Source organism: Microcoleus sp. M2_D5, from assembly GCF_036701935.1.
In the GTDB taxonomy this organism is placed as follows: domain Bacteria; phylum Cyanobacteriota; class Cyanobacteriia; order Cyanobacteriales; family Microcoleaceae; genus Microcoleus.
The window spans coordinates 1-24403 of sequence record NZ_JAUBRP010000068.1 but is presented as its reverse complement, the minus strand read 5'-3'; the positions used below and the strand labels follow the sequence as shown (position 1 = coordinate 24403).

General features: G+C 46.6%; 20 protein-coding genes. 11 read left to right on the top strand and 9 right to left on the bottom strand.

What is annotated here, in order from left to right; translation table 11 throughout:
- The first annotated feature begins 465 nt into the window (after window positions 1-465).
- Window positions 466-3096, top strand: coding sequence for a Calx-beta domain-containing protein (locus QUA50_RS23125; protein ID WP_333267331.1), 2631 nt, complete (start codon window positions 466-468; stop codon window positions 3094-3096).
- A gap of 459 nt (window positions 3097-3555) precedes the next feature.
- Here QUA50_RS23125 and QUA50_RS23120 read toward each other — a convergent pair whose 3' ends face one another.
- The 3 genes from QUA50_RS23120 to QUA50_RS23110 form a co-directional block, all read right to left on the bottom strand.
- Window positions 3556-3762, bottom strand: a complete 207-nt coding sequence (locus QUA50_RS23120) for a DUF4129 domain-containing protein (protein WP_333267333.1) — start codon at window positions 3760-3762, stop codon at window positions 3556-3558.
- A 78-nt stretch (window positions 3763-3840) separates the two neighbouring features.
- The gene (locus QUA50_RS23115; RefSeq protein WP_333267335.1) at window positions 3841-4146 is read right to left on the bottom strand and encodes a hypothetical protein; all 306 of its coding nucleotides are present in this window, start codon (window positions 4144-4146) and stop codon (window positions 3841-3843) included.
- Window positions 4147-4272: 126 nt separating this feature from the next.
- Window positions 4273-4398 carry a hypothetical protein gene (locus tag QUA50_RS23110; protein ID WP_333267337.1) on the bottom strand — a complete coding sequence of 42 codons (126 nt, stop codon included), beginning with the start codon at window positions 4396-4398 and terminating at the stop codon, window positions 4273-4275.
- Between the two features lie 226 nt (window positions 4399-4624).
- Here QUA50_RS23110 and QUA50_RS23105 point away from each other — a divergent pair, with 226 nt between their 5' ends.
- The 5 genes from QUA50_RS23105 to QUA50_RS23090 all read left to right on the top strand — a co-directional run bounded on the left by QUA50_RS23105 (window position 4625) and on the right by QUA50_RS23090 (window position 9449).
- Window positions 4625-6352, top strand: a complete 1728-nt coding sequence (locus tag QUA50_RS23105; RefSeq protein ID WP_333267339.1) for a diflavin flavoprotein — start codon at window positions 4625-4627, stop codon at window positions 6350-6352.
- Window positions 6353-6505: 153 nt separating this feature from the next.
- Window positions 6506-7135 (top strand): hypothetical protein, encoded by a 630-nt coding sequence (locus QUA50_RS23100; protein ID WP_333267340.1) that lies wholly within the window; start codon window positions 6506-6508, stop codon window positions 7133-7135.
- Entirely contained in the window at window positions 7128-8873 is a 1746-nt protein-coding gene (locus QUA50_RS23095; RefSeq protein ID WP_333267342.1) for a diflavin flavoprotein, read from the top strand. Before QUA50_RS23100 ends, QUA50_RS23095 begins: the two co-directional genes overlap by 8 nt.
- A gap of 176 nt (window positions 8874-9049) precedes the next feature.
- A complete protein-coding gene (locus tag QUA50_RS29305) occupies window positions 9050-9253 on the top strand; it encodes a type II toxin-antitoxin system HicA family toxin (protein ID WP_445243458.1) in 204 nt (67 codons plus the stop codon).
- Entirely contained in the window at window positions 9240-9449 is a 210-nt protein-coding gene (locus QUA50_RS23090; protein ID WP_333026737.1) for a type II toxin-antitoxin system HicB family antitoxin, read from the top strand. Before QUA50_RS29305 ends, QUA50_RS23090 begins: the two co-directional genes overlap by 14 nt.
- Window positions 9450-9645: 196 nt before the next feature.
- Here the strand turns inward: QUA50_RS23090 and pgsA are convergent, their stop codons facing one another.
- The 4 genes from pgsA to QUA50_RS23070 all read right to left on the bottom strand — a co-directional run bounded on the left by pgsA (window position 9646) and on the right by QUA50_RS23070 (window position 16421).
- Window positions 9646-10164, bottom strand: a complete 519-nt coding sequence (gene pgsA, locus QUA50_RS23085; RefSeq protein WP_333267361.1) for a CDP-diacylglycerol--glycerol-3-phosphate 3-phosphatidyltransferase — start codon at window positions 10162-10164, stop codon at window positions 9646-9648.
- A gap of 256 nt (window positions 10165-10420) precedes the next feature.
- A complete protein-coding gene (locus QUA50_RS23080; RefSeq protein WP_333267344.1) occupies window positions 10421-11086 on the bottom strand; it encodes a sugar transferase in 666 nt (221 codons plus the stop codon).
- A 319-nt stretch (window positions 11087-11405) separates the two neighbouring features.
- Window positions 11406-15764 (bottom strand): hypothetical protein, encoded by a 4359-nt coding sequence (locus QUA50_RS23075; protein WP_333267346.1) that lies wholly within the window; start codon window positions 15762-15764, stop codon window positions 11406-11408.
- A gap of 309 nt (window positions 15765-16073) precedes the next feature.
- Window positions 16074-16421, bottom strand: coding sequence for a hypothetical protein (locus QUA50_RS23070; protein ID WP_333267348.1), 348 nt, complete (start codon window positions 16419-16421; stop codon window positions 16074-16076).
- Between the two features lie 569 nt (window positions 16422-16990).
- Here QUA50_RS23070 and QUA50_RS23065 point away from each other — a divergent pair.
- The 4 genes from QUA50_RS23065 to cobT all read left to right on the top strand — a co-directional run bounded on the left by QUA50_RS23065 (window position 16991) and on the right by cobT (window position 20527).
- Window positions 16991-17704 carry a Crp/Fnr family transcriptional regulator gene (locus QUA50_RS23065; protein ID WP_190663937.1) on the top strand — a complete coding sequence of 238 codons (714 nt, stop codon included), beginning with the start codon at window positions 16991-16993 and terminating at the stop codon, window positions 17702-17704.
- Window positions 17705-17794: 90 nt separating this feature from the next.
- Complete coding sequence (locus tag QUA50_RS23060; RefSeq protein WP_333267350.1) at window positions 17795-18292, top strand: universal stress protein; 498 nt, start codon at window positions 17795-17797, stop codon at window positions 18290-18292.
- A 178-nt stretch (window positions 18293-18470) separates the two neighbouring features.
- A complete protein-coding gene (locus QUA50_RS23055) occupies window positions 18471-19226 on the top strand; it encodes a DUF2232 domain-containing protein (RefSeq protein ID WP_333267352.1) in 756 nt (251 codons plus the stop codon).
- A gap of 194 nt (window positions 19227-19420) precedes the next feature.
- Window positions 19421-20527, top strand: coding sequence for a nicotinate mononucleotide-dependent phosphoribosyltransferase CobT (cobT, locus tag QUA50_RS23050; RefSeq protein WP_333267354.1), 1107 nt, complete (start codon window positions 19421-19423; stop codon window positions 20525-20527).
- Window positions 20528-20808: 281 nt separating this feature from the next.
- Here cobT and QUA50_RS23045 read toward each other — a convergent pair whose 3' ends face one another.
- A complete protein-coding gene (locus tag QUA50_RS23045; protein WP_333267355.1) occupies window positions 20809-21207 on the bottom strand; it encodes a hypothetical protein in 399 nt (132 codons plus the stop codon).
- A gap of 911 nt (window positions 21208-22118) precedes the next feature.
- Between QUA50_RS23045 and QUA50_RS23040 the strand changes: the two genes are divergently transcribed.
- On the top strand, window positions 22119-23228 hold the full coding sequence (locus QUA50_RS23040; RefSeq protein ID WP_333267357.1) for an extracellular solute-binding protein: 1110 nt from the start codon (window positions 22119-22121) through the stop codon (window positions 23226-23228).
- 250 nt (window positions 23229-23478) lie between these two features.
- On the opposite strand, the gene QUA50_RS23035 is transcribed toward QUA50_RS23040, so the two are convergent.
- Window positions 23479-24315 (bottom strand): YwqG family protein, encoded by an 837-nt coding sequence (locus QUA50_RS23035; protein WP_333267359.1) that lies wholly within the window; start codon window positions 24313-24315, stop codon window positions 23479-23481.
- Window positions 24316-24403 lie beyond the last annotated feature (88 nt).

Below are 24403 nucleotides of genomic sequence, written 5' to 3'. Positions count from 1 at the left end.
CTGGTGCTTGGGGGAAGGGAATCTGGGATTTAAGCTCTCCTCTACAGATGTGGAAAACCCGCTTTTTATAGGGCTGAAACAAAGATCGCAATTTTTCCGGATAAAACTTATTGATGATGAAAGTTAAGTATCTCTATCTAAATAGGTGTAAGTATTTACACTCAACATTCTATCGGGTGCAATCATACCTTCAGATGCTTATTGGGCAAGCATTTTTACTTGATTTACCTGCACGTATGAGGAAATTTTTCTTGTAGATATCATGTGCGATCGATTAACCATAATATCTCGGTCGGGGCGGGTTTTTGAGATTGTCAGTTGTTGGCAGGTATTGTTGGCGAACCCTCCCCTACAAAAATCGCGGTCGATCGACCGGACATGATATGACAAATCGCTACAAGAAAGCCCAACCTCTGGTTTTCAGTCAATTCTAATCCTTCATTACTCATCATCAAAGGAAAAGCTATGGCCACTTCATTCAATGGTTCTTTGGGTACAACCACTAATTACAGCAGCATCAGTGACCTAATTACACAATGGCCTACTGCCGCCCAGAATCAAGGCATCCAACTGTCTGGGATAGCTTTTGATGGCGTGGAAACGAACTACACTAACCCTACTGTCATCAGCAACCTCACCTTAGCAACGAACGAAAACCCTAAAAGCTGGTTGAGTTACGGCGCTGTGGCTGGTGTTGGTGTCCCATCCTCTTATGATGGTTGGTTCACGGATGTCAATAAAGTGCGGGCGGAAATCAACTATGACCCGAACACCAATAAATCTCAGGTGCTGAAGGTGAAATGGGCAGATAACAAAGACATTACTAGCGCCACGATCGGTCTGAGTGGATTACTTCCCAAATCAAGTTCTACTACAGTGAACGATCAAGGCGATGAAGTTGGTTTGCTGCAACTGTTTAAGGATGGGACGGCGGTATCGGCAAGCAATTTTACGATTACTCGCCTCAGTGCTCCAGTCCCTCCAAAACCCATCACTGCGGGTTCAGACGGAGTGACTTTCACTGGCGATCGTACCGATGGCAACTTCACATTCCAGATAGTAGGAGACTCTCTCACCGGCGTTACTTTTGACGAACTGCGGTTCTCCGCCAAAGCCTACACGAACCCCACCGCTGCCTACGCAGCTAGCTCCTTCAAAAGCGATAGTTCCGACTACCTAGTGCGGAGTATTCAATATCAAGGCATTGATGTGACGCCAACGCCAACGCCGACGCCAACGCCGACGCCGACGCCCACTCCGACCCCAACTCCGACATCTCCAAGTATCTTCCAGTTCACCCAACCAAATTACACGGTGGCTGAAGGCGGCGTGGTTACGATTGACGTTACTCGCACCGGCGGCACGGCGGCTGCATCGATTAACTACTCTACTCTCGACGGTTCGGCAAGTTCAACAGGCAGTGCACCTGATTACACTGGAACGGCGGCGGGGGTATTGAATTTTGCTGCGGGGCAAACTACCGCTAGTTTCACGGTGACGGCTTTGACTGATTCGATTTTGGAATCGCCGGAAACGGTGAATTTGGTGCTCTTCGGTGGCAATGTCGGCAGTAGTCCGTCAATTTTGACGATTAGTGATGTGCCGCCCGCTGGGACGACGCCCACTCCGACCCCAACTCCGACATCTCCAAGTATCTTCCAGTTCGCCCAACCAAATTACACGGTGGCTGAAGGCGGCGTGGCGACGATTGACGTTACTCGCACCGGCGGCACGGCGGCTGCATCGATTAACTACTCTACTCTCGACGGTTCGGCAAGTTCAACAGGCAGTGCACCTGATTACACTGGAACGGCGGCGGGGGTATTGAATTTTGCTGCGGGGCAAACTACCGCTAGTTTCACGGTGACGGCTTTGACTGATTCGATTTTGGAATCGCCGGAAACGGTGAATTTGGTGCTCTTCGGTGGCAATGTCGGCAGTAGTCCGTCAATTTTGACGATTAGTGATGTGCCGCCAACTGGGACGACCCCAACTCCGACCCCAACTCCGACATCTCCAAGTATCTTCCAGTTCGCCCAACCAAATTACACGGTGGCTGAAGGTGGCGTGGCGACGATTAACGTTACTCGCACCGGCGGCACGGCGGCTGCATCGATTAACTACTCTACTCTCGACGGTTCGGCAAGTTCAACAGGCAGTGCACCTGATTACACTGGAACGGCGGCGGGGGTATTGAATTTTGCTGCGGGGCAAACTACCGCTAGTTTCACGGTGACGGCTTTGACTGATTCGATTTTGGAATCGCCGGAAACGGTGAATTTGGTGCTCTTCGGTGGCAATGTCGGCAGTAGTCCGTCAATTTTGACGATTAGTGATGTGGCGACAACTGGGACGACGCCGACGCCGACTCCAACTCCAGCAACATCAACAGCAACCCAGTTTGTTTTTAGTGCGGCTACTTTCACCACTCCAGAATCATCTGGCTTTGCTACGGTGACAGTCAATCGCATCGGCGCCACTACGGCTGCAGCAAGCATTGGCTACGGTACTCTTGACGGCACCGCCCTATCAACTGGAGGAACTGCGGCTGATTATGCGTCTACTGCTGGTGTACTCAACTTTGCCCCTGGGGTAACTTCCACGACGTTCAACATCTTTGTCAATGCTGATACTGTGCCTGAAATGACTGAGATTGTTAACCTATTTCTCAACAGCGGCCCCGTCGGCAGTCCGTCAACAGCACAACTACAGATTATTGACGGTAGCAGCAGTGCATCTGGCAATATCTTCGAGTATAGTGCGTCTAATTACGGCTCGATCGCCACTCAGGGGGGCAACACAACGGTTACAGTTACCCGCTCAAGCGGCTTAGGTGCAGCATCGATTGATTATATTATTCTGGCGGGTACTCCAGGCGCCGGCCCTGCACCTGTATATGGTACCGACTACCTGCTTAACCCGGGCGGCCCCACTGGCGGCACGTTGTCCTTCGCCAACGGCCAACTCAGCCAAACCTTTACTATTCAAGACAACCCATTTAGTACCAATAATGGGATTGTGCGCTTAGGTCTTGCTAACCCCACTGCGGGCTACAGTTTCGGCAGTACAGCGGCAACAAGTATCACTCTCATCTAAGGCTGTTAGTAGGGCGAGCAATCCTTGCTCTACTAATATGTCCCGCAAGTAGTTAAATGCTTTTTATCAGTCTGATTCCTCACTACAGCTTTTTTCAAGAAAGCGAGGTACGCGGGTAAAATCTTCGCTGTGGGACAGTCGCTGGCACTGACAACTAATGGGATTCACCCACAGGGCCGATTGTGGGAGGTCTCGACCCGAATCCCATTGCTGGTGCTAGTTTCGTTGCCTTCAACCCATTGCTTAATTGGGTCTGATAGAACCATTTCAAGGTCGTACTCTTAGATGCTGCGCGCGTTATTCGAGTACGACCTTGAACCCTTGTATGTGGAAAGAATTAGATGGCGATTTGCCCTTGGGTGGGGGTTTTTGAGATTGTCGGTTTTTGGCAATAATTTTTGATAAAACCTGCCCCTAGAATTATTGATTGGATATTATTGTTTTTTTCCGCTTACCTACTTAATCCTTAATTTTTTGATAAGCTTGCTGACACTGTTCAAAGGTTGAGGCGTCAGCTTCTCTATTCCCAAAATATAGTTGCTGATGTATTTTTATCAAAGTTTCGTAAGGCGCTGGCTGGGGTAATTGCTCGATTAATTGCAAATATTCGCCATCAGTGCGGCTGGGTTGGTGAATCGCGGTTCCCGCATCATTTAACCGCTGCAACCGCCATGTAAAGAAAGCGGCAAGCTTGGTGGTATTTCCCTTGCTGCTGCAACTTTTGCGATCGCAACAACCACTCTGCTACGGACAAATCTTTAATTGTTGTTTTGCACTGACATCAGTTGTTTTATTCCTATTTTTGAAATTATGAATATAAAAACGCGACAGTTGCCAAATCCGCGAATTCGCCCAGACTGCGAGCAATGCTAAGATTAACCAAAAGGCTGCTTTAGCGATCGCCCACAAGATCGGGGAATCAAACCAAGATGGCAATTTCACATTCGGTATATTTTGGGAAGTTTTTAGTTCCCACCACTCCTCTACTCGCTGTTGCAACTGTCCTAATTGCCAACTCAAATGAGTTTTCTCAACGGAACTTTCAGACATAGCTTTGCATCAATGAGTAGGTTTTTGATTGCGGATTGGAAATTTTTTTCTTCTATCATTATCCCCAAATCCCCGACTGATTAAAGAAATCGGGGATAAGAGAGCGCGATCGCGTTTTACGTTTGATTAGGTTGACTTAAATGCCGAGTTCTTGTCTTTAATCCAAATCGCCGCGCGATCGACAATCGCATTTGACTGATAGTCTTCTAAAGAGGCGATCGCCCAACCGATACAACTCAGTTTAATTACCACACAGTTCAGTTTTTTGTCAACTGTTTATCGACCAAAAATTGATTTTATTGAATTTTCCTTCTTCCTCAAATCCGTAACATCCCGATTCAGTGCGCGTTCCCGAACTGCCTGATGCCATAACTTTTGGGATACTTAACAGCCTCATAAGAAAATTTATAAAGATTTACAAAAGAAACGTGTCAGAATGAAGACAATAAGGTAATGGGTAAAAGACAAGGAGGCACTGATGGTAGCGCTGACTGAACGAGTCCAACGCAGATTGACGGTGGAAAAAGTCGAAATTGCCTCTGATACAACGGCAATTCGATGCCTGGACTGGGATAGAGACCGCTTTGACATCGAATTCGGACTCAAAAACGGTACAACATACAACTCATTCATCATTCGCGGTGAAAAAACAGCCCTCGTCGATACCTCGCACGAGAAGTTTCGCCAGCAATACATGGAAACTCTAACGGGCGAAATTGACCCCAAAGAGATTGACTATCTAATTATCAGCCACACCGAACCAGACCACAGCGGTTTAGTAAAAGACGTGTTGGCGCTGGCACCCCAAGCGATTGTCGTGGGGGCGAAAGTAGCAATTCAATTTTTAGAAAACCTTGTACACCAACCATTTGAGCGATTGGTGGTCAAAAACGGGGACAAACTAGATTTAGGAAACGGCCACATTATCGAATTCGTATCGGCGCCGAACTTGCACTGGCCTGATACTATTTTCAGCTACGACAGCAAAACTCAAGTGCTGTTTACCTGCGACGCTTTCGGGATGCACTACTGTTCCGACAGCACCTTCGATGACGATTTAGCAGCAATTGAGGAAGATTACCACTTTTATTATGAGTGTTTGATGGGCCCCAATGCTCGATCGGTACTCGCGGCGATGAAGCGGATGGCAGAATTGGGAGAAATCGGTACAGTTGCGACCGGTCACGGCCCCTTGCTGCGGCACAATGTGGTGGAACTTACCGGACGCTACAAAAAGTGGAGCCAAGCGCAAGCTAAGGCAGAAACCACTGTAGCGGTATTTTACACCTCCGACTACGGATTTAGCGATCGGCTCAGCCAAGCGATCGCCCACGGTATCACCAAAACCGGTGTTGCTGTGGAAATGATGGATTTGAAAACCGCCGACTTACAAGAAGTTGCGGAACTTGTCAGTAATGCTGCCGGCATCGTAATTTGTTCGCCGCCGACTAACGGTACTGCTGCTGCGAATGCCGAAGCTGCTATCAGCACAATTTTAGTTGCGGCTAACAACAAACAATCTTTCGGTTTGTGCGAATCTGGCGGTGGCGATGACGCATCGATTTACCCGCTGCGAAACAAGTTCAAAGAGTTGGGTTTAAAAGAAGCATTTCCCAACATTTTGATTAAAGAAACGCCGACAGAAGCGATTTATCAACTTTGCGACGAAGCCGGCACCGACTTAGGACAGTGGCTGACGCGGGACAAGGCTGTCAAACAGATGAAATCCCTCGACAGCGACCTCGATAAAGCTTTGGGAAGAATCAGCGGCGGACTGTACATCATTACCGCTCAAAAAGGCGAGGTTAGCGGTGCGATGCTAGCTTCTTGGGTAACTCAAGCTAGCTTTAAACCGCTGGGTTTAACAATAGCAGTTGCGAAGGATCGGGCGATTGAATCGATGATGCACGCGGGAGATAAATTTGTTCTCAACGTGCTCGAAGAAGGCAATTATCAAGCCTTGATGAAGCACTTTTTAAAGCGTTTTGCTCCTGGTGCCGATCGATTTGCCGGAGTTAAAACTCAACCAGCAACCAACGGTTCTCCCATTCTGACAGATGCTTTAGCTTACATGGAATGCGAAGTAGTCAGCCGGATGGAACTTTCGGATCATCATATCGTATATGCGATCGTTGATAGCGGCCGCGTCTCCAATCCAGATGCACTGCCTGCCGTTCACCACCGCAAAGTGGGAAATCATTATTAGGTAGGAAGTTCGGGTGCTTATGCGGCACTTTACCTACGCAAAAACACTAAACGTAGGGTGCTTGTGGCGAACCTTACCGGCAGCTCAACTTACGGTTCGCCATAAGCCTTTTATTACCTTTTGCTTTTCCATTTTCACTTTAAGGAATTGCCAATGCCTGCCAATCTTTTAGAAGACCGAGATTACACAATTATTATTGCCAGAAGCGATGCCAGCAGAGACCCCCAACATCCTTGGTACGAGGAGTGGGTAGAAGCACAGGCATCTCTGATCGACTTAGCAAAAAAATGTCAGCAATTTGACAGCGACGGCATCACCGTTTACGAAGCTTCTACTCCTATGTGGAAGTATAAAAATTCAAATGTTGCCCGGTTAGCTCAAATTTTGCAGCGACAAAATACGGAACCGGATTCAGAAAAACCGACTACAATTCATTTGGAAGAAGCTCTGAAAGAAACTTTCAGCGATTATTTCGCAAGCAAACCAAATGCCAAAGGGAAAAACGGAACAATAATTGTTGCAGTTTTAGATCGAAAACCAGAAAATACCGCTGCTGTTGCTGAAATTATAGTAAGTGCGGCTAATAAAATAGATAAAGATGAAGAAATTGGAGTCAGCTTTATCCAAATTGGGGATGATTTGAAAACCAGGGAATTTCTGACTGACCTGGATACCAATTTACAGGATAGAGGTGCCAGGTTTGACATTGTAGATACCAAGTTTTGGCACGAAATCAAAAGAAGTTCTGTAGTTCAGTTTCTCATAGGTGCAATTAATGACTAACACTTTGACTCCTAGACTCGCATCTGATGGCAAACCCCGCGATGTGCAGTTTATCCCGATCGCACTCGATACTTTTATTGTGCGATCGCGCACTTGGGACAGACTCAAATTTGAAGTCGAGTATTCGCTGCAAAAGGGTACGACAGCCAATAGCTATATTATTCAAGCTGACAAAACTGCTTTGTTCGATCCGCCGGGGGAATCTTTTACTCAAAATTACATCGATTTTTTACAGCAACGGGTGGACTTGACCAAGCTGGATTACATAATTTTGGGGCATTTCAATGCTAACAGGTCAGTAACAATTAAAGCTCTGTTGGAATTAGCTCCTGAAGTAGCTTTAGTTTGCACGAATCCCGCCGCAATTAGTTTGCGGGCCGCTTTTCCAGACCGAGAATTAAACATTATGGTCGTTCGGGGAGAAGAAACTCTCAACTTAGGAAAAGGTCACGCCTTAAAATTCATCGCGACTCCTACTCCCCGCTGGCCTGATGAACTTTGCACCTACGATCCGCACACTCGAATAGTGTTCACCGACAAACTATTTGGAGCTCACGTTTGCGGCGACCAAGTATTCGATGAAGGGTGGAGCTTTTACAGCGAAGATCGGCGCTATTATTACGATTCCCTGCACGCATCTCAGGCAAAACAAGTGCTGACGGCAATGGATAAATTCGCCGATTTACCAGCAGCATTTTATGCTCCCGGTCACGGCCCGATCGTCCGTTACGGCCTTAATGAACTGAGCAATTTGTATCGGGAATGGAGCCAGCAACAAAATTCAAAAGACTTGACAGTTGCTTTGATTTATGCTTCGGCTTACGGAAATACGGCTACTTTGGCGCAGGCGATCGCCAAAGGAATTACGAAAGCCGGCGTGGCGGTGGAAAGTATCAACTGCGAATTTGCAGAACCCGGAGAAATCCAAGAGGCGATCGAAAAATGCGCGGGATTTATCATCGGAACCCCGACGCTAGCAGGACACGCTCCGACGCAAATTCAAACAGCTTTGGGAATTGTTTTGTCAACCGCAACTAAGAGCAAACTAGCGGGGGTTTTCGGTTCTTTTGGCTGGAGTGGAGAGGCGATCGACTTAGTGGAAAACAAGCTGAAAGATGCTGGGTATCGAATTGGATTTGAGCCGATTCGAGCCAAATTTAAGCCGACGGCGGCGACAATTCACGAGTGCAAAGAAGCGGGAACGGATTTTGCTCAAGCTTTGATTCGATCGCAAAAATTGCGGGCACCGAAACCGCAGTTAGCAGCAGGGAGCGATCGCACTGAACAAGCAGTAGGGAGATTAGTTGGTTCGCTGTGCGTACTCTCGGCGAAGCGAGGGGATGTTAGCAGTGCGATGCTGGCTTCGTGGGTGTCGCAAGCAACGTTTAATCCCCCTGGCGTGACGATTGCGGTGGCAAAAGATCGATCGATCGAAGCTTTGATGTATGCCGGAGATAAATTTGTGCTGAATATCTTAGCCGAAGGGCGACAGTTGCGGAAGTATTTCATGAAAAACTTTGCTCCCGGAGAAGACAGATTTGCCGGAGTCGAAACAATGGAAGCTAGCAACGGCTGTCCGGTTTTGACTGAGGCTCTAGCTTATCTCGAATGCGAAGTGATAAGTCGGATGGAATGCGGCGATCACTGGGTAGTATATGCAGCGGTTGAAAACGGTCATTTGCTGAAAAATGACGGAGTGACAGCCGTGCATTACCGGAAATCTGGGAGTCATTATTAAGGCATTCGTCATTCGTCAGAATTTTTGATTCGGGCTTCTGATTTCTGACGAATGACTTTCGCTCGCCAACTCAGAAATATGTCATCATAAAATAACTGATAACTTGGACAGAGCGTGAGTCAACCAGACAAACTGCTAGCTAAAATCTTACTTGGTAATTCCGACGCCAATATACCATTGCTCAATTTTGCCAACTTTTACGCAGACTCGGCTTTGAGGAACGGATTCGCGGCAGTCACCACATATTTGCTAAAGATGGTGTTGAAGAAATCCTAAATCTTCAACCCAAAGGCTCGCAAGCCAAAGCATATCAAGTCAAGCAAATTCGTGAGGTAATTCTCAAACACCAACTAGGAGGTGAAAACGATGCTTCGCTATGAAATTATCCTCTACTGGAGTCAAGAAGACCAAGCATTTATTGCCGAAGTGCCGGAATTACCCGGATGCGCTGCGGATGGCGAAACTTATCAAGAAGCACTACAAAATATCGAGATTATTATGCAGGAGTGGATTGAGACGGCTCAGGAATTGGGGCGTTATATTCCTCAACCGAAAGCTCGCTTAATTTCGGCTTAGTTTAATGGGAATTTTAGGCGATTGTCCTGATGTTTACTAAAGTTCGATCGCCTCTCTTTTCTCCACATAGAAATGCAAACTTGCATTAAAACAATTAACTTTCTCCCTTTATATCTCTTTCGCTTGCATTGGTATTGTTCAAATAGTCAACAGTCAACAGTCAACAATTGCGGTATGAGTGCAACCGGAATTGATATTACTTGTCCTCAGCAGTCTTTTCCGGCCACAGATAAATAGCCCCAGAAATCAAAGTTAAAGCCACAGAAACCCAAAAAGCAATTAATGCGGGAAAATTCCACGCTTCAGGCAAAGGAGCAATTAAAAGTGCGATCGCCACAATCTGACTCACCGTCTTCAACTTCCCCCAAATATTAGCTCCCGAAATCGTAGTTTTATTAACACGCCACCCCGCAATTGTCAACTCCCGACCAAAAATCAAAAACACTCCCCAAGCCGGCACTTTTCCCAACTCAATCAACACTAAAAGCGGCGCGAGAACCAACAATTTATCCACCAAAGGATCGAGAAACTTACCCAAATCGGTAATTTGATTCAGTTTCCTAGCCAAATAGCCGTCCAGCCAATCAGTAGCCGCAGCTACCACAAAAATCGCGGTGCAAATCCAGTGGCTTTGCGCGCTTGGGTCGTACAAACCGTAGAGCAGAAAAGGCACTCCCAGCAAGCGAGAAAAAGTAATCAAATTAGGCAAATTCATCATAAAACGAAGGAAGAAGGAAGAAGGAAGAAGGAAGAAGGCTGAAGGAAGAGGGAAGAGGGCTGAGGGAAGAGGGAAGAGGGAAGAAGGAAAAAGGAAGAAGGCTGAGGAAAAAAATTAAGGGCAACCTTGTAAAAAGATTGCCCTTAATTTAACATTTTTTGTAGCTGTTTAACTTTTAGAAAAACAGATTTTAGCTCTATATTCATCGCATCGCAGCTCATAACAAACAAACACACAACCCAAAACAGTTTACCTAACACGCGCCGTCTTTGCTCAACACAACCGAAATTGTTTTGCAAATCAGAGTGATGTCGTAGACAACAGACCACTTGCGCTGATAGTCGAGATCCATGCGGACAATCTCGTCAAAGTCTTTAACTCCAGACCGTCCGTTGACTTGCCACTCCCCAGTCAGACCGGGTTTGACATTTAAACGCTGCCAGTGGAACTCGTCATAGGCAGCAACTTCATCGGGAGTTGGCGGTCGAGTTCCCACCAAACTCATGTCGCCGACTAACACATTCCAGAATTGAGGCAACTCGTCCAAACTCGTGCTCCGCAAGAAGCGGCCGACGCGGGTAATTCGCGGGTCATTTTCATTCTTAAAAATGTGACCCTTGGCTTGGTTGCTAACTAAATGTTTGAGATTTTCTGCACCGACAACCATCGATCGAAATTTCCATATTCTGAAATGTCGCCCTTTGAAGCTGCAGCGGACTTGACTGTAAAGCAGCGGGCCCGGATTGTCCAACAGCATCGCCACGGCCACCGGCACCGCCACCACTGCAGCAATTGCCAGTCCCAGCAGCGAGCCCAAAATATCGATCGACCGTTTTACCTTGCTCGTTACGGATCTGTGATGCAGTTGTTTTGATACAGAGACTTTGTAAGTAGATTCTGGAAAACATAACGACATCATTTCTGATAATAATGATTTCGACGAGGCACCCATCGGAAATTTCATATCATTTGTCTCAACTTTAACGATCTGTTACGTCCATTTTATTAGTCATCCCAAATCACCAGAACCTGAAATGCTCAGCTTTGCACAATCTTTAAAAAGCAATCACACTTCTATAAAGTTTCTATGTGTTTTTTCTAAAAACGTATAAATTTCATGTAAATTTACGTAATTTTACACAAAAAAGTTAGTCCTGGACGCAAAAAAACCTGGTTTCGACTAGGACTCTTCCCGAAAGACAGGGAGGATTCTACTGAGAAACCGGGTTTTTTGCCGTTTAGCGATAAATATCGGTGCGAACATCCCAAGCAAGTGTTAGCGGTTCTAACAATTTTTGCTGGCTGCTAGAGGCGAGTTTGCCTAAATATTTGCGAACAACAAAGGCGTGTTCGAGATTCAGCCGATAACCGCGTGAGACATCTTCAAAGAAAAGCGGCTCAGCCCAAATTTCTTCCCAATCAGGATTTTGCCTCGACTCCTCGGCCAGCAGCATGAAATCTTCCTCCGCAGGCACAAGTCCCGCCGGCAAATTTCCTTCCAAAATCCGCAAAATTCGGGGTTCGCAGGTGCGGGTATTTACGCCTTGGCCCTCCAACAACTGCAAAATTTCCTGAAAGCTGAGAGTTTCCTCACCCAAAACCTGCATTAATTCCCACAGCAGAAAAAAGTCGCTGTACTGCTGCTGCGACACATCCAAAATGTGAGGATAGAGAGCCAAACTCGCTAACCCGCAGGCAACTCGACCCATTTTTTGGGAAAGATTTGTACTTTGAGATACAGAATTTAATGCAGAATTGTGAATCTCAAAAATATCTCGATCGCCCTGCAATTCCTGGTCTTGAACCACGATCGCATTCGGCAGCTTCTGCCGCAACCAGCGGGCGATCGCAGGCCAAGCACCCATACCCCCCGCACAAATCGCCTGATTAATCCCCGCCGGCGACATTCCCGCGCGGCTGAGCAAAGCATTCAATTCGCGGTTCAACTGCTGCACAAAAGGCACTAAAACCAGACTTTCCAAATCTTTGCGCCTCACATCCCAATGCTGCTGACCAATATCCAAAGCAAAACTTTTTTGATGTTGCAAAATAACTTTTATTTGCCTTGCCGCCTCTAACAATTGCAGGCCAAAAGCAGAACCTTGTAACCGCTGCTGCAATTGATAGCGGCTCGGCAAATCTGGATGGCCAGGACGCGGCAAATCGATCGACATTCCCCAAGTTTCATTTTTAGCCAACAACTGACAGATAATATCCTGATCGAAAGCATCGCCAGCCGCATCAAAACTGCTGCAAGTAAAATCAGCACGAGTTAAATCTTGAAGATTGGACGGCAACTCAACTAAAGCTAATTCCACCGTCGCCGCCCCCGCATTCAAAATCAAAGTTCCCCCGCTAAAAGACGAAGCATTCACACTCAGCGGTGCAGCTTCTTCACCGCCACTAGCAGAATCCACGGCGGACGACTCGACTTCCATGCCATTTTTCACAGGAGTTACAGCAGCAAGCAAAGTGGCGATTGCATCTTCCAACACAAAAATTTGCGAACCAGAAGCCACCAGAGACGCGCCCAAAACCGCCTCCTGCAGATTAAACCGATAAACATCCGACCAGCCGGCCGGAGTCCCCAAAATTACACCCTGCAAGTCTAAAAGCGCCGCATCGAGAGTTTCTGGCGTCAGTCCCGAAGCCTTACAAATTAAATTAGAAACTGGCAATCCTGCAAAATTCGCCCTTGGTGCAGAATCCAAAATTTCCCCCGATTCGGCAAATTTTTGTCCCCGCAAACTCGGATTCAAAGTAGCCAGCAGCGCCCGCACACATTGCAGCGGCAAGGCGATCGAAAAAGCCTGCAAAGGATCCCACTGCAACAGCGGTTCGTACATCCCAGCAGCCTCCCGCTGATAAGGGATGCCCACCTTTAAAGGCAATTTAAAATTTTCCAGTAAAAATTCTCCTGCCGCCAAAGCCTGGGGTCGGAATCCCACCGACTTGACTGTCACCTCTGACCCTGGGCTGCCTGGGGCTGTTTGGGCCAGCACCGCAGCCGAGGGAATCCGACAACTGGCGTCTGCTGGCCAAGCCTCAGCCTGCGATGTTTCCCAGTAAATCGGGTGCAACTGGCCGCTGGTGCGATCGAGTAAAGCCGCAGACAGGCCGCTGGAACCAAAATCAATGCCCAAATACCAGCTAGAATTCCGGCTTTGTCGGGATGGGGCGATCGCACCTGCTGCAGAATGCCCAGCCGCCTCTTGCTGCTGTGTCCGGGCAAACTCGCTAAAATCGGTTTTCCCTTCAACAACTCCTGCTTTACTCTCTGTCGAAATTAGGTTTTTTTTTTGACTTTCTGGAGGACTCGATCGCAGTTCGTTAGTTTCGGCAGTTTCTGGAGGGGGAGAATCAGTCAAAGGTCGATCGGTTTCGGTCAAACTAGCCAAAATCTCGTCTAGCGTCAAATTCGAGTCGTCTTCCTCAACAAACAAATCATCCTCAAGTTCGTCTTCCAAAACAAAAGGTTCATCATCCGAGGAGAGTTCCAAAACATCGGAGAACAAATCCTCCAGCGTGCCGAGTTCTTCCTCTGCCACCTCGGCAAAGGGATTGTTTGCAATGCCTTCGGGGGAACTCGCCGATAAATCCAAGCTGTTAGCGACTGAGAAATTCGATCGCCCGAAGCTAGTATTTTCCAATCCCTCCAGATTGTAGAGGTCTGCCTCCAAAAGTTCCAGAGTGTTGTTGTCCAAATTTAGAGCTCGATCGAGGTCATCTTCTAATTCCTCTATCGGCAGCAAATCCTCGTCCGGCGAAGCTTGGATGTACTCCTCATCGAGTCGCTGCGACGAAGTGCCGGACTCGCCAGTTTGAACCTCACCGATACTTGGCACATGAGACTCGGCACTGGGGAGGTTTGGGCTAATTTCGGCTGGCGTTCTCAACGGCAAAGGTGGCGATTCAGGCATCGCAGCGTCGAACTGCTCGCCTTGGTTTTGACCCGTTTCTAGATTTTCTCGATCGTCCCCGTCAATTTTCACCTCAGCAGTTGAGGCTGGTGCTTCTGACACTTCAGCTACTGTTTCCACTTGCGGTTCAAATAAATCTGCACTATCTAAAGTTAGAGACTCTACAGAATTCCCCATTACAAAGTCTGAATTTTCATCTCCTAAAATCTCTTCCAAAGATTCGCCTTCATCCAGCAGATTTACAAACAAATCTTCGGTCATTTTTAGCGATTCGGCAGTTTCCAGATCCGTCGTCGCTCGGTATTCTAAGCCTTCTGTTTTTGTCTTGATTTCAGTATTTTCTACCAGGAAACTTTCGACTTGTAATTCTACTTCAGGAACCGCTTCTCCCGCGAACAAACTTGCATACAAATCCTCAATCTCTTCGTCTGTTTCTGTTAACCTATTGTCCGATTCTTCCCCGGTATCTAGAGTTGAATTTTGAGATATTTCGGGTGTATAACCCAACAAATTATCTTCCAACTCCGGGAGCATAATTGGGGCTTGAATGCGATCGCGTTCGCGCCTCAACTGTTTGAATTGCGGAGAAATTTCTGTACCGGCGTAGGGAAATCTGTCTTCTTCTCCGAATTCGCCGCTGCGAATTTCCTGCACCGAGTTTCCCGTCTGAGTCTCTGGGGCTGAGTGTTCGATCGCAGTATTTGAAAGGGCTGGAGCGACAGGAGATCGATCGGCGGCCGTTGGGGTAACGGTTTCGAGATTATTTGCTAAATCGATCGGCTGTTGAACGTAGGAAGAAGCTTCTCGCCCCAACTGTGCAGCTAAGTGGTTGACCAAAGCCGCGAACATCGCCTCGCTCTGCTGGCTCAAACCGTACATATTTTCGAGTTCTTGTCTCAAGGAAGCTTGATAGCTTTGCAGATTTGCTTGCAAAGCCTCGAACACGATAGCCATCCTAGAATCGAGACTTATCAGCAGACTGTCAGCATGAGATTGGAACAGTTGCATTTGCTCCAACCTCTGAGCCGGCGTCAGCAGCGGATGTTCTTCTGAGGTTTGTCGGTTAAGTGTTACGTCAATAGCCGATGGTTCATCAGGCGCACTGCCCAAAGAGTAAGGTGCTGAGATGCTTTGCAATAACTGATTTTCTAGGGAATTTAGAATTTGGGAGAAATCGCTAGTCAAGGTTTCTTCCAAGCGGGCAGTCAGTACCTGCAAGAATTCAGCAATGATTTGCTGTTGGTTGGCTTGTTGCTGAGCTAGGGATTGTTGCTGCTGCCGTTTTGCTTCTAGCTGTTTGATTTCTTGAATGAGAGCTTGCTGCTCTTGCCGCAGAGCTTCTATGTCTTCTTGGAGCGGCCCTGTCAGGCTGGAACGCAGGTGGCTGATTTCTCCGGTTACCGCCAGCATGATTTGCTCTGCTGCTGAGGGGCCAGGGGGGGGCAGAGGCACTTTGGGTACTGGAACTGGTTCGGGGCGGACATTTTGGCGGGCCGCGGCCTTTGGGGCCGTTAGCTTTGAGTCTGAGGAAACCAGATAAGCGCGAACTCGCTCTAAAAGTTGGCGCTGGTGGACAGTATCAAGAGAACCCGTCCAAGGCAAGCGGGGTGCGGGCTTGCTGAGTACCTCGTCTATCTCAGCAATCAGTGCTTGAATTTTGTACTTCTGAGAATTCAAGGGCGGAACCTCTGGGAATGCGGCTTGGGAGAAACTTTACCGACAAAAGACTCAAGTCAATCGATTTTAGATTTTAGATTTTAGATTTTAGATTGAAGCATTGACTTGCGCCAGATCAATTCGGCGGCTCCTTTATCGGATACAGGTTTTTTATTTCTGGACGGATCGATCGCGTGGCAGGTATCCTGGATGCGGGAATTGTCAGACGGCAGCGATGCCAATAGATAGAATAATCTGAATGCGAGTCAGCCAATAATTCACTAATATTTTCTGACAACAGTTAATTAACCTTTTGTCTTCGGATAGCTTCTATTGCCTATCATAGGTTAACCGGTACTTCCGCACCAAATGCCCGCTTCTATCAATTGCAAGTGCTTTCAAATTCTGCGACTCAGGGGCGAGTTTCCTGACCCGGAGGCTGATTCCTGCTCGGAATAGCTGTGCTCCAGAGCAACTTTTGCCTTCACCCGCTTGAACAACGGGCAGCACACTGTCAGCGCGAGTTTCGTTAGGATGGCTGCGCGCCACTGTCTCTTCATTTTTCACCGACTTGGAAACAACCTCAAACAATTTGTGATTTGGGATACCGAGATTCGGGATTATCCCCGTATACTGGATTTGAGTAACCTTTAATCGTAGCCTATTATCTGTATTCATGGCTAGATCCTAATGGTACAATAATCTTGGGTAGCAGAAAATTTTGCTGGGAAGTGGGTGGGTTTCGCTCGCCAAGAGCGCCAGTATTTAGGCTTGCAATGGCTGTGGATTTTGCCGGTAGTGCTGACATTGGCGAGGTTCTAGGCAGTTGCTCGGATTTGGGATCTGTCTGCCGTGGTTGCAGGCTTTTGCTCGTGGATTCAGCCGCTCAACTGCTGGGCCCCATGACAAGAAATCTCTCAGCAGTGTTAAGCTTGTTTTCGCGAAGTGCTTTCAAAGGTAATTCGATCGGCTCAGTCGTTTGCCACATTGCTAAAATTTTGTTAATAAAATTTGCTCAGTGGTATGTATCTAAAAAATTATGGTATATTCTTTAGTTTCTAGCTCCCAATCAGAGCTTGAGGCTATTAATTACCATATTGAGCCTTTGACCGCAAAACTTTAGAGGTAAAATTGCCGATTTTAGATCCTTGTTGCTCAAATCTGGAATCTCAAATCGAATGACTCGGCTGCAAGCTATTTGTAACTGCCCAGCGCAGCTCAAGCGCATAAATTAAAATGATGGCCTCATGGAAGACCGCTTTAACACCCGAGACCCGAATTCTAATATAAATCAATTGATAGTTTCTACTCCTTTTTTTGCAGGATTACCCGATCCTGTAATCGAGAGAGCAACTGTCCACATCGTTACCCGCAGTCATCCGTCAAATCAAGTGATTTTACTCGAAAATGACTGGGGAACATCAGTGTATTTTATATTGGATGGTTGGGTGAAAATTCGCACCTACAACCTAGACGGAAAAGAAGTAACACTGAATATTTTAGGGAAAGGAGAATTATTCGGGGAAATGGCCGCGATCGAAGAAGCACCGCGATCGACAGATGTGATCACCCTAGCCCCGACACTGATCGGCAATATGCCATCTCAGGATTTTGTGCAGCTCATTCATACCGAGCCTCTAGCAGGCATTCGCCTAGCTCAACTGATGGCGCGTCGCCTGCGACAAGTCAACCGCCGCCTGCGTTTACGAGAGTCCGACAGTACCTCGCGAGTAGCAGATATTCTCTTATTTTTGGCCGAAGGGCAAGGCAAAAAAATCCTGGAAACAGGAGGTACAGAAATACCGAACCTGCCACACAGAGAATTAAGCAGCCTCAGCGGGCTGGCTCGCGAAACAGTAACGCGAGTGCTGAGCAAGCTGGAAAAAAAAGGAACTATTCAGCGCGAACGTGACGTTTTGTGCATTCCCGACCTGCACGCCTTAGAGCGTCTGTTAGTCTAGAAGTATCAGAGTTTGCTTTTATTGAATCTAATTCAAAAGCACTCTCTGTTAACTAAGTGATATTAATCATTTCCTGCAGGAGGTAAAGCTGTGAGTTTTAAGAAAATTTTCGCCGCCTTAGATGATTCTGAACTGGGTCACCGTGTCTTCACGCAAGCTTTAGAATTAGCTCTGAACGATCGCGCCGAGATGATGCTATTTAACTGCGTTACTGTCAGCACGCTGGGGGAGACCGCAGTGCCAATTCCGGTAGATTTGGGCATGAATGTCGAGTTAATGGATCAAGCTTATCAAGCTCAACGTTTGCGGCTGGAAAGCGACGTAAAACAGGCTTCGAGTTTGCTAAAAAATTACTGCGACGCTGCTGCAAAAAAAGGATTGCAGGTAGAATTTGACTGCAAAAAGGACGGCGATCCGGGGCATTGTATCTGTGAAGCCGCCGAAAATTGGGGCGCAGATTTAATAGTATTGGGGAGGCGCGGCCGCACGGGGCTCGCAGAAGCTTTCCTCGGCAGTGTCAGCAATTATGTCGTTCACCACGCATCTTGTTCGGTTTTGGTAATCCAGGAAAGCAAAATTGAAAAATAATGCTGCTGAAAATGTTTGCTGAGAAAATCGATCGAAAATAAGACTTGCGCTCCTGGCTGATTCCCGGTTTCTGCGAGCAATATTAAATTTGGCGGCGAGGCATCCAAACACTGAAACCGGGAATCAGCCGTATCGGGGGCCAGTCCCGTAAAATCTAAAATCTAAAATCTAAAATCGGATGAGTGATTTTTTGTCAGCAGATGCTGCGTCTAATTCGGGTAGTTCACCCAGTACAAATAACGAGCCCCAAACCGCCGATATTTCAGCAATGACTGGCGATCGCCCAAATCCCGATCCGGGGAAGCGCATCTCTGGGGAAGCGCCTTTAAGGCTGGTAGAAACGGCTTTTTTGGCAAGTACCGCTAGCTTAATTTGGCTGGTAAATTATTACTTTCCGCTGGGGCCTTTGCTGCGGGTTTTTTTCCCGATACCCATCGCCCTGGTTTACTTGCGCTGGGGCAACCGAGCAGCTTGGATGGCAGCTTTGGTATCGGGTTTGCTGCTGTCGGTACTGATGGGCCCGACGCGGAGCATTTTATACGTGATGCCTTTTGGAATTATGGGAGTTGCGCTGGGAGGACTTTGGAAGCACAAAGCGATTTGGTCGCTCTCTATTAGTGTGGGTGCTCTCATTGGTACTGTAGGCTTCTTTTTTCGGTTTTGGCTGCTGTCAGCCTTGGTGGGTCAGGATCTATGGGTTTACGTAACGGCCCAGGTAACAGAGATGGTGGAATGGGTGTTTGTGAAGCTGGGCTGGCTTAATGTACCGAGTTTGAACACAATTGGGGCGATCGCCGCCGGGATGATTTTAGTTAACAATATTGTCTATTTATTTGTAGTGCATTTAGTAGCTTTGCTGCTATTAGATCGTTTGGGAAATCCAATTCCGCGGCCGCCAAGCTGGGTGCAACTTTTGATCGATTATGAAGAGTAGTTATTGGGCATGGGGCATGGGGAATTGCTAATTGCTACTAAATAAGTAATGACTAATAACTAATAACTAATGACTAATAGATATCTCCTGAAAAGCAAGTCTTGAACAGGCAGGATGCCTGTTCCACAATAATTATTGGAGAGGTCGAATGACTAATGAGTGCTAACTAATGACTACTGACTAATGACTAATTTATGATTGGTATTTATACAGAAATAGAACAGGGGCAGCGATGGCTCGATCGCTATCGAGGACGAAAACCGATATTTGCCTGCGTGTTGGGATTTACCGCGACAGGCTTAATTCCGGGGATTTCAGCAGCAGGAGCAACCCCGCACGATCGACAATTTACTTGTTTAGCCGATGCAGAATTTTTGTATAACGGCCCCCAACCGTCGCCCCAATATCCTTTGCCGCCCCTAGAAGCGGGTGCCTCGCCGGTACTGATATCTCGCGCTGTAGTCGAAGCTTTGGAACTTCCGCTTTACCTATTTAATGCTGGTTTGCCCCTGCCACCTCCCGTACCTGCAATTGACTTGGGCGGCACTCCGGCAAACTGTCTGATTTCTGGGAATGCTTTAGAAGTAGAAACAGTCAAAAATTTGCTCGAACAAGGATTAATTTGGGGAGCTAAATTGGCTGCTCAAACTAATGGTAGCTATTTAATTTTAGGGGAGTGCGTAGTTGGGGGAACGACTACTGCTTTGGGCGTGTTAATGGGTTTAGGTATTGCAGCGGCGGGCAAAGTTAATAGTTCTCATCCTCGCTGCAATCACGCTCAAAAATTGGCTGCAGTGACAGCGGGACTCAATAATGCTGAGTGGAAAATTGGCGGACAAAACAGCACTCCCCTGGAATTGGTAGCGGCGGTGGGCGATCCGATGCAAATAGCGGTGGCGGGAATGGCGATCGCGGCGAGTCGCAGTTGCGGGGTGCTTCTGGCAGGGGGGACGCAAATGCTGGCAGTATACGCTTTGATGCAAGCCTTAGCCCGTGAATATGCTCTGCTATGGCGTCCCAAACAAGTTGCGGTGGGGACTACACGCTGGGTGGCCGAAGACCCTACAGGAGACACTGTAGGACTTGCTAAAGAGATCGGCGGTGTGCCTCTGTTGGCCGCGCAGCTAAGTTTTGCGGGCTCTCGCTACGGGCAACTGCAAGCTTACGATCGCGGCTGTGTTAAAGAAGGTGTCGGTGCGGGATCGTGTGCGATCGCCAGTGGCTTGACTGCAAATTGGACTCCAACTCAACTCCTCCAGGCTGTTGAAACTTTAGCCTCGCGCTGTGAGATTAAACATTAAGTAGATAGTTATAAGAATCGATGCCAGATTTGTGAACTTCTCTCTTTCTTCTCTTTCTTCTTTCTCTCCGCGTCCTCTGCGCCCTCTGCGGTTTGTAAAAAAATCTTGTTCAGCAAAGAAATAGCCTTCCTATTTCTACACAATATCTCACTTTCATGCAGTATTCTTCCTGCTAATTGCGGGAGATAAAAAACTCTATGCAATGAATCTATAAGTAGACGAGCATAAATCAACGCAACTTGTATTTTTTTTTATTACAACCCGCTCCCCGCTAGCAATATTTAATTAGGCCCCCCTAGATGTTGCGAGTGCATTCTTTTGGAGAGCAACTGTTCTTCCAAGGCTGCAATTCGATTGTAAGCTGCTGTTAGCTGAGCTGTTAAGCGCTGGATTTGAATCTCTGCGCTCAGCTCTTTTTCCAGGCTTTGAGAATTTTTGTCGAAGTAGCTGTCATCTAACAGTACGTCTTTGTGTTCGAGGATGCCGTCGAGACTGCTGTAGCTTTGATAGGGCGAGGTTTGATCGTTTCCTAGCGTTCCAGAGCGATCGTTTCTCTGTTGCTGAGTCAGCTTCGTCTCTTTTGCAGACTCCAAGAGCTTTTCATTGAGGTTTTCTATGAGTTTGTAGAGGGCCTCGACTTGTTGGCTCAATAACGTAACTTGCTGGCGGAGCGCTTCCATACAATTATCCTTTGGCACGTAACTTAATATCTTTACATTTTAGTTAAATCTTTACATAACTTGGATTTATCACTAAATTATTTAATTTTTGACGTAATTGTTGTGTTCCTAATCCTGACGGTAGATTTAGGGAGCCAGCTTGAAGATAATCGATCGCCATTGGTGAGTCGATTGTAGATTTTAGATTTTAGGTTTTAGATAGTCTTGGACACAGGAACCGGGTGGGTTAACCCCCATACTTCGTTCAAACCTTCAATCAGAGTTAAAAAATCTGCTTTATGAGAGTCGGATCGCAGGGCGTCCTATTAGATTGACTTCGCTCTCGCCAGTGCTTTCAGGATTTAGATGAACTCACATCTTGCACCATTCTCGCTTAACGGGTTCTCCGGCCCGTTCCACAAAACATAAATTTTCTCGCTTCACAGGCCGAAAAGCCTGTTGCTAAAAGGCTAATTGAGAATGGTGCAACATATGAGATGAAGGGATTTTTAGTTTTTTTACTTATTAAGCTGTCGCCGATTTAAAAAAGATTTTTCACTTCGGTTGTGTAAAAAGCGTCATCCCACAGCAGATGGCAGCGCTCTTATTGTTTCGTTATATTAAAAAATGTAACACAGATGCAGTCGATCGACCCGGCTGGCGAGCACAACTGCCTCAAAGGAACTTGCAGCACAGAAATTAGGCGTTAAGTTGGGGAGTTTTGGGCATCGGAAAGCTCGATCGACCAGGTAGGAGGTAAAATCAGGGCAAGACTCAAACAGACTCACAGCGCAGCAGAACCGAGTACAATAGCTCTGTCTTGGAAAAATAAATCAGACAAATCTGCGCCAACTACCGGACTCGACAAACAATTATTTCCCGGCTGCAGAACACAAAACGATCGGTCAATATTTAGAAAAGCGGATTGACAGGTGAAACGAAGGTCTTTGCTATTGGGGGCTGCCACCCTAACTTTAAGTCAATTGGCGGCAGGGTGCGACTCGAAGCCCATTCTCAAAATTCGATCGCTCAAAAACGGTATTCCGGCCCAACTGGTAAGCAAATTTAGGCGCGATGTACAACCGTCTCCGCTTTTACAGGTAACGCAAGAACCACAATTAAAAGAATTATTCGCCCTGTTGCAGGAGTGGAAACGGGTTCCCGAATCAAAAAATCAAGCTAACTTGGTGATGTTGGGAGATTACTGGCTGACTTTGGCAATTAGGCAAAAATTGATTCAGCCGATCGATCCTGCTAAGTTTGCTAATTGGGAACAATTGCCCGAAAGATGGCAAAAACTCGTCAGGCGCAACGATGAGGGTAAACTAGATCCTCAAGGTAAAGTGTGGGCTGCACCTTACCGCTGGGGAAGCACGGTAATTGCCTATCGAACCGACAAATTTAAGGCTTTGGGGTGGACTCCGACAGATTGGAAAGACTTGTGGCGATCTGAATTGCGCGATCGAATTTCTCTGCCAGACAGTGCCAGAGAAGTTATCGGTTTAACATTAAAAAAACTCGGAAAATCTTACAATACGCAGCAATTAGATCGAGTCCCAAATCTCAAAAAAGAACTCGCAAATCTGCACCAACAAGTTAAACTTTATAGTTCTGATGCTTACCTGCAACCATTAATTTTAGGCGATACTTGGTTGGCAGTAGGTTCATCTGGGGACTTGCTGCCGCTGCTGCAATCTCAAAAGGATATTGCTTTAGTAATTCCAGTTTCGGGAACTGCACTTTGGACAGATTTGTGGGTACAACCAGCATCAGGGAATCCAGTTTCTTTAGTGGAAAAATGGATTGATTTTTGCTTGCAGCCTCAGATTGCACCTCAATTATCTTTGCTGGCTAAGGCTAGTTCGCCGATAATTGTCGGCATGAAATCCGAGGATTTGCCGGAAGCTGTTCGCACTAATTCTGTGTTGTTGCCGGATGCTAAGATTCTTGCTGCTAGCGACTTTCTGCTGCCGTTTGGGGATGCGGGGATTCAGCAATATCGATCGCTCTGGCAAGAAACTAGGCAAGTAGTGAGAAGTTAAAATTTCGCTACATTTTGAGGTACGTAGTTGCGCTTCAGCGCTCTTTTATCTATGAAAGAGCACGGAGCATCGCAGTTTTGCATTGATAGTGCTGTCCCCGCTCCCGTATTGTACAATAGGCGAGCGGGACATTATTCAAAGAAAAAATGCTTTTTACAAAAATGAGATGCTTCCAAAGAGCGCTGAAGCGCAACTACGTACCTTAGAAAAATCAAAAAATAGCACGGGTTGAAGTGTTAGTATTTTAATTTTAATGACAATCGTAATTATAAATCACCTGAGAAAAATCTAAATTTTCTAAGTCCTCAGCGCGAATAAAAAAGTTGCCTACTCCACAATCACCCCAACAAATATGATTATCACTCATCATTTGTAAGAGCAAAACTTTATGGTCTTTGTATTGCTGACTCTCCTGACGTGGGTCATCTTGTGTAAAGTAGGCATAACCCCCTATTTTAGTCTGATAATTACCTATATTAGCATGATACCAGCCTTCTAATTTGTAGTTATTTGCTCTCATTAAATCCGATAACTTTTCTATTTTCGCTGGTTCAAAAAAATGTTTGAACTGATAGTCTGATCGACCAACCCACTCATTGTCAGGATTAAACTGTAAAGCCAAACATTCTTGAATATTATTCACGTATTTGTAGTATAAAGGTGAATCCCCCTCAAATTCTTGATTTAACAAAAAACAAAAATTTGTTTGACAATTACTTTTGTCACTTGCGGAAAAATATAAAACTTTGAAATCTTTTTGATTGTCCAAATTGTATAAATTCATGCCATACAAATCTGTGTCGCCGATATAAAACTGCAAAATTCCTTGTTTGGGAAAAGGGGCTAAATATGGCACTTTGGCAAAGATTTCCTCAAAATTGAGTTGTGCCAAAAGGTGCATATATTTTCCATCACTATCTTTGGGAAAATCGTAACCTTTCGGCAAGTAAGGCACTCCGCCAAATTTGCTTGACCAGAAATCAGTCGCCTTTCGTTCGTAAGTGATTTTGATAACAGGCTTTTCTGAACTTTCAATTTCTTGGCGAAACGGTTCTAATTCAGCAGGAAGCTCAAGATGTGTTTTCATTTTTTACTACGTAGGGTTTGCTGAATAATCGATCGCACGTTACGTAGCGAAAGCGATCGAGAGCGTGCGAGCGAGTGAAAAGTGCAAG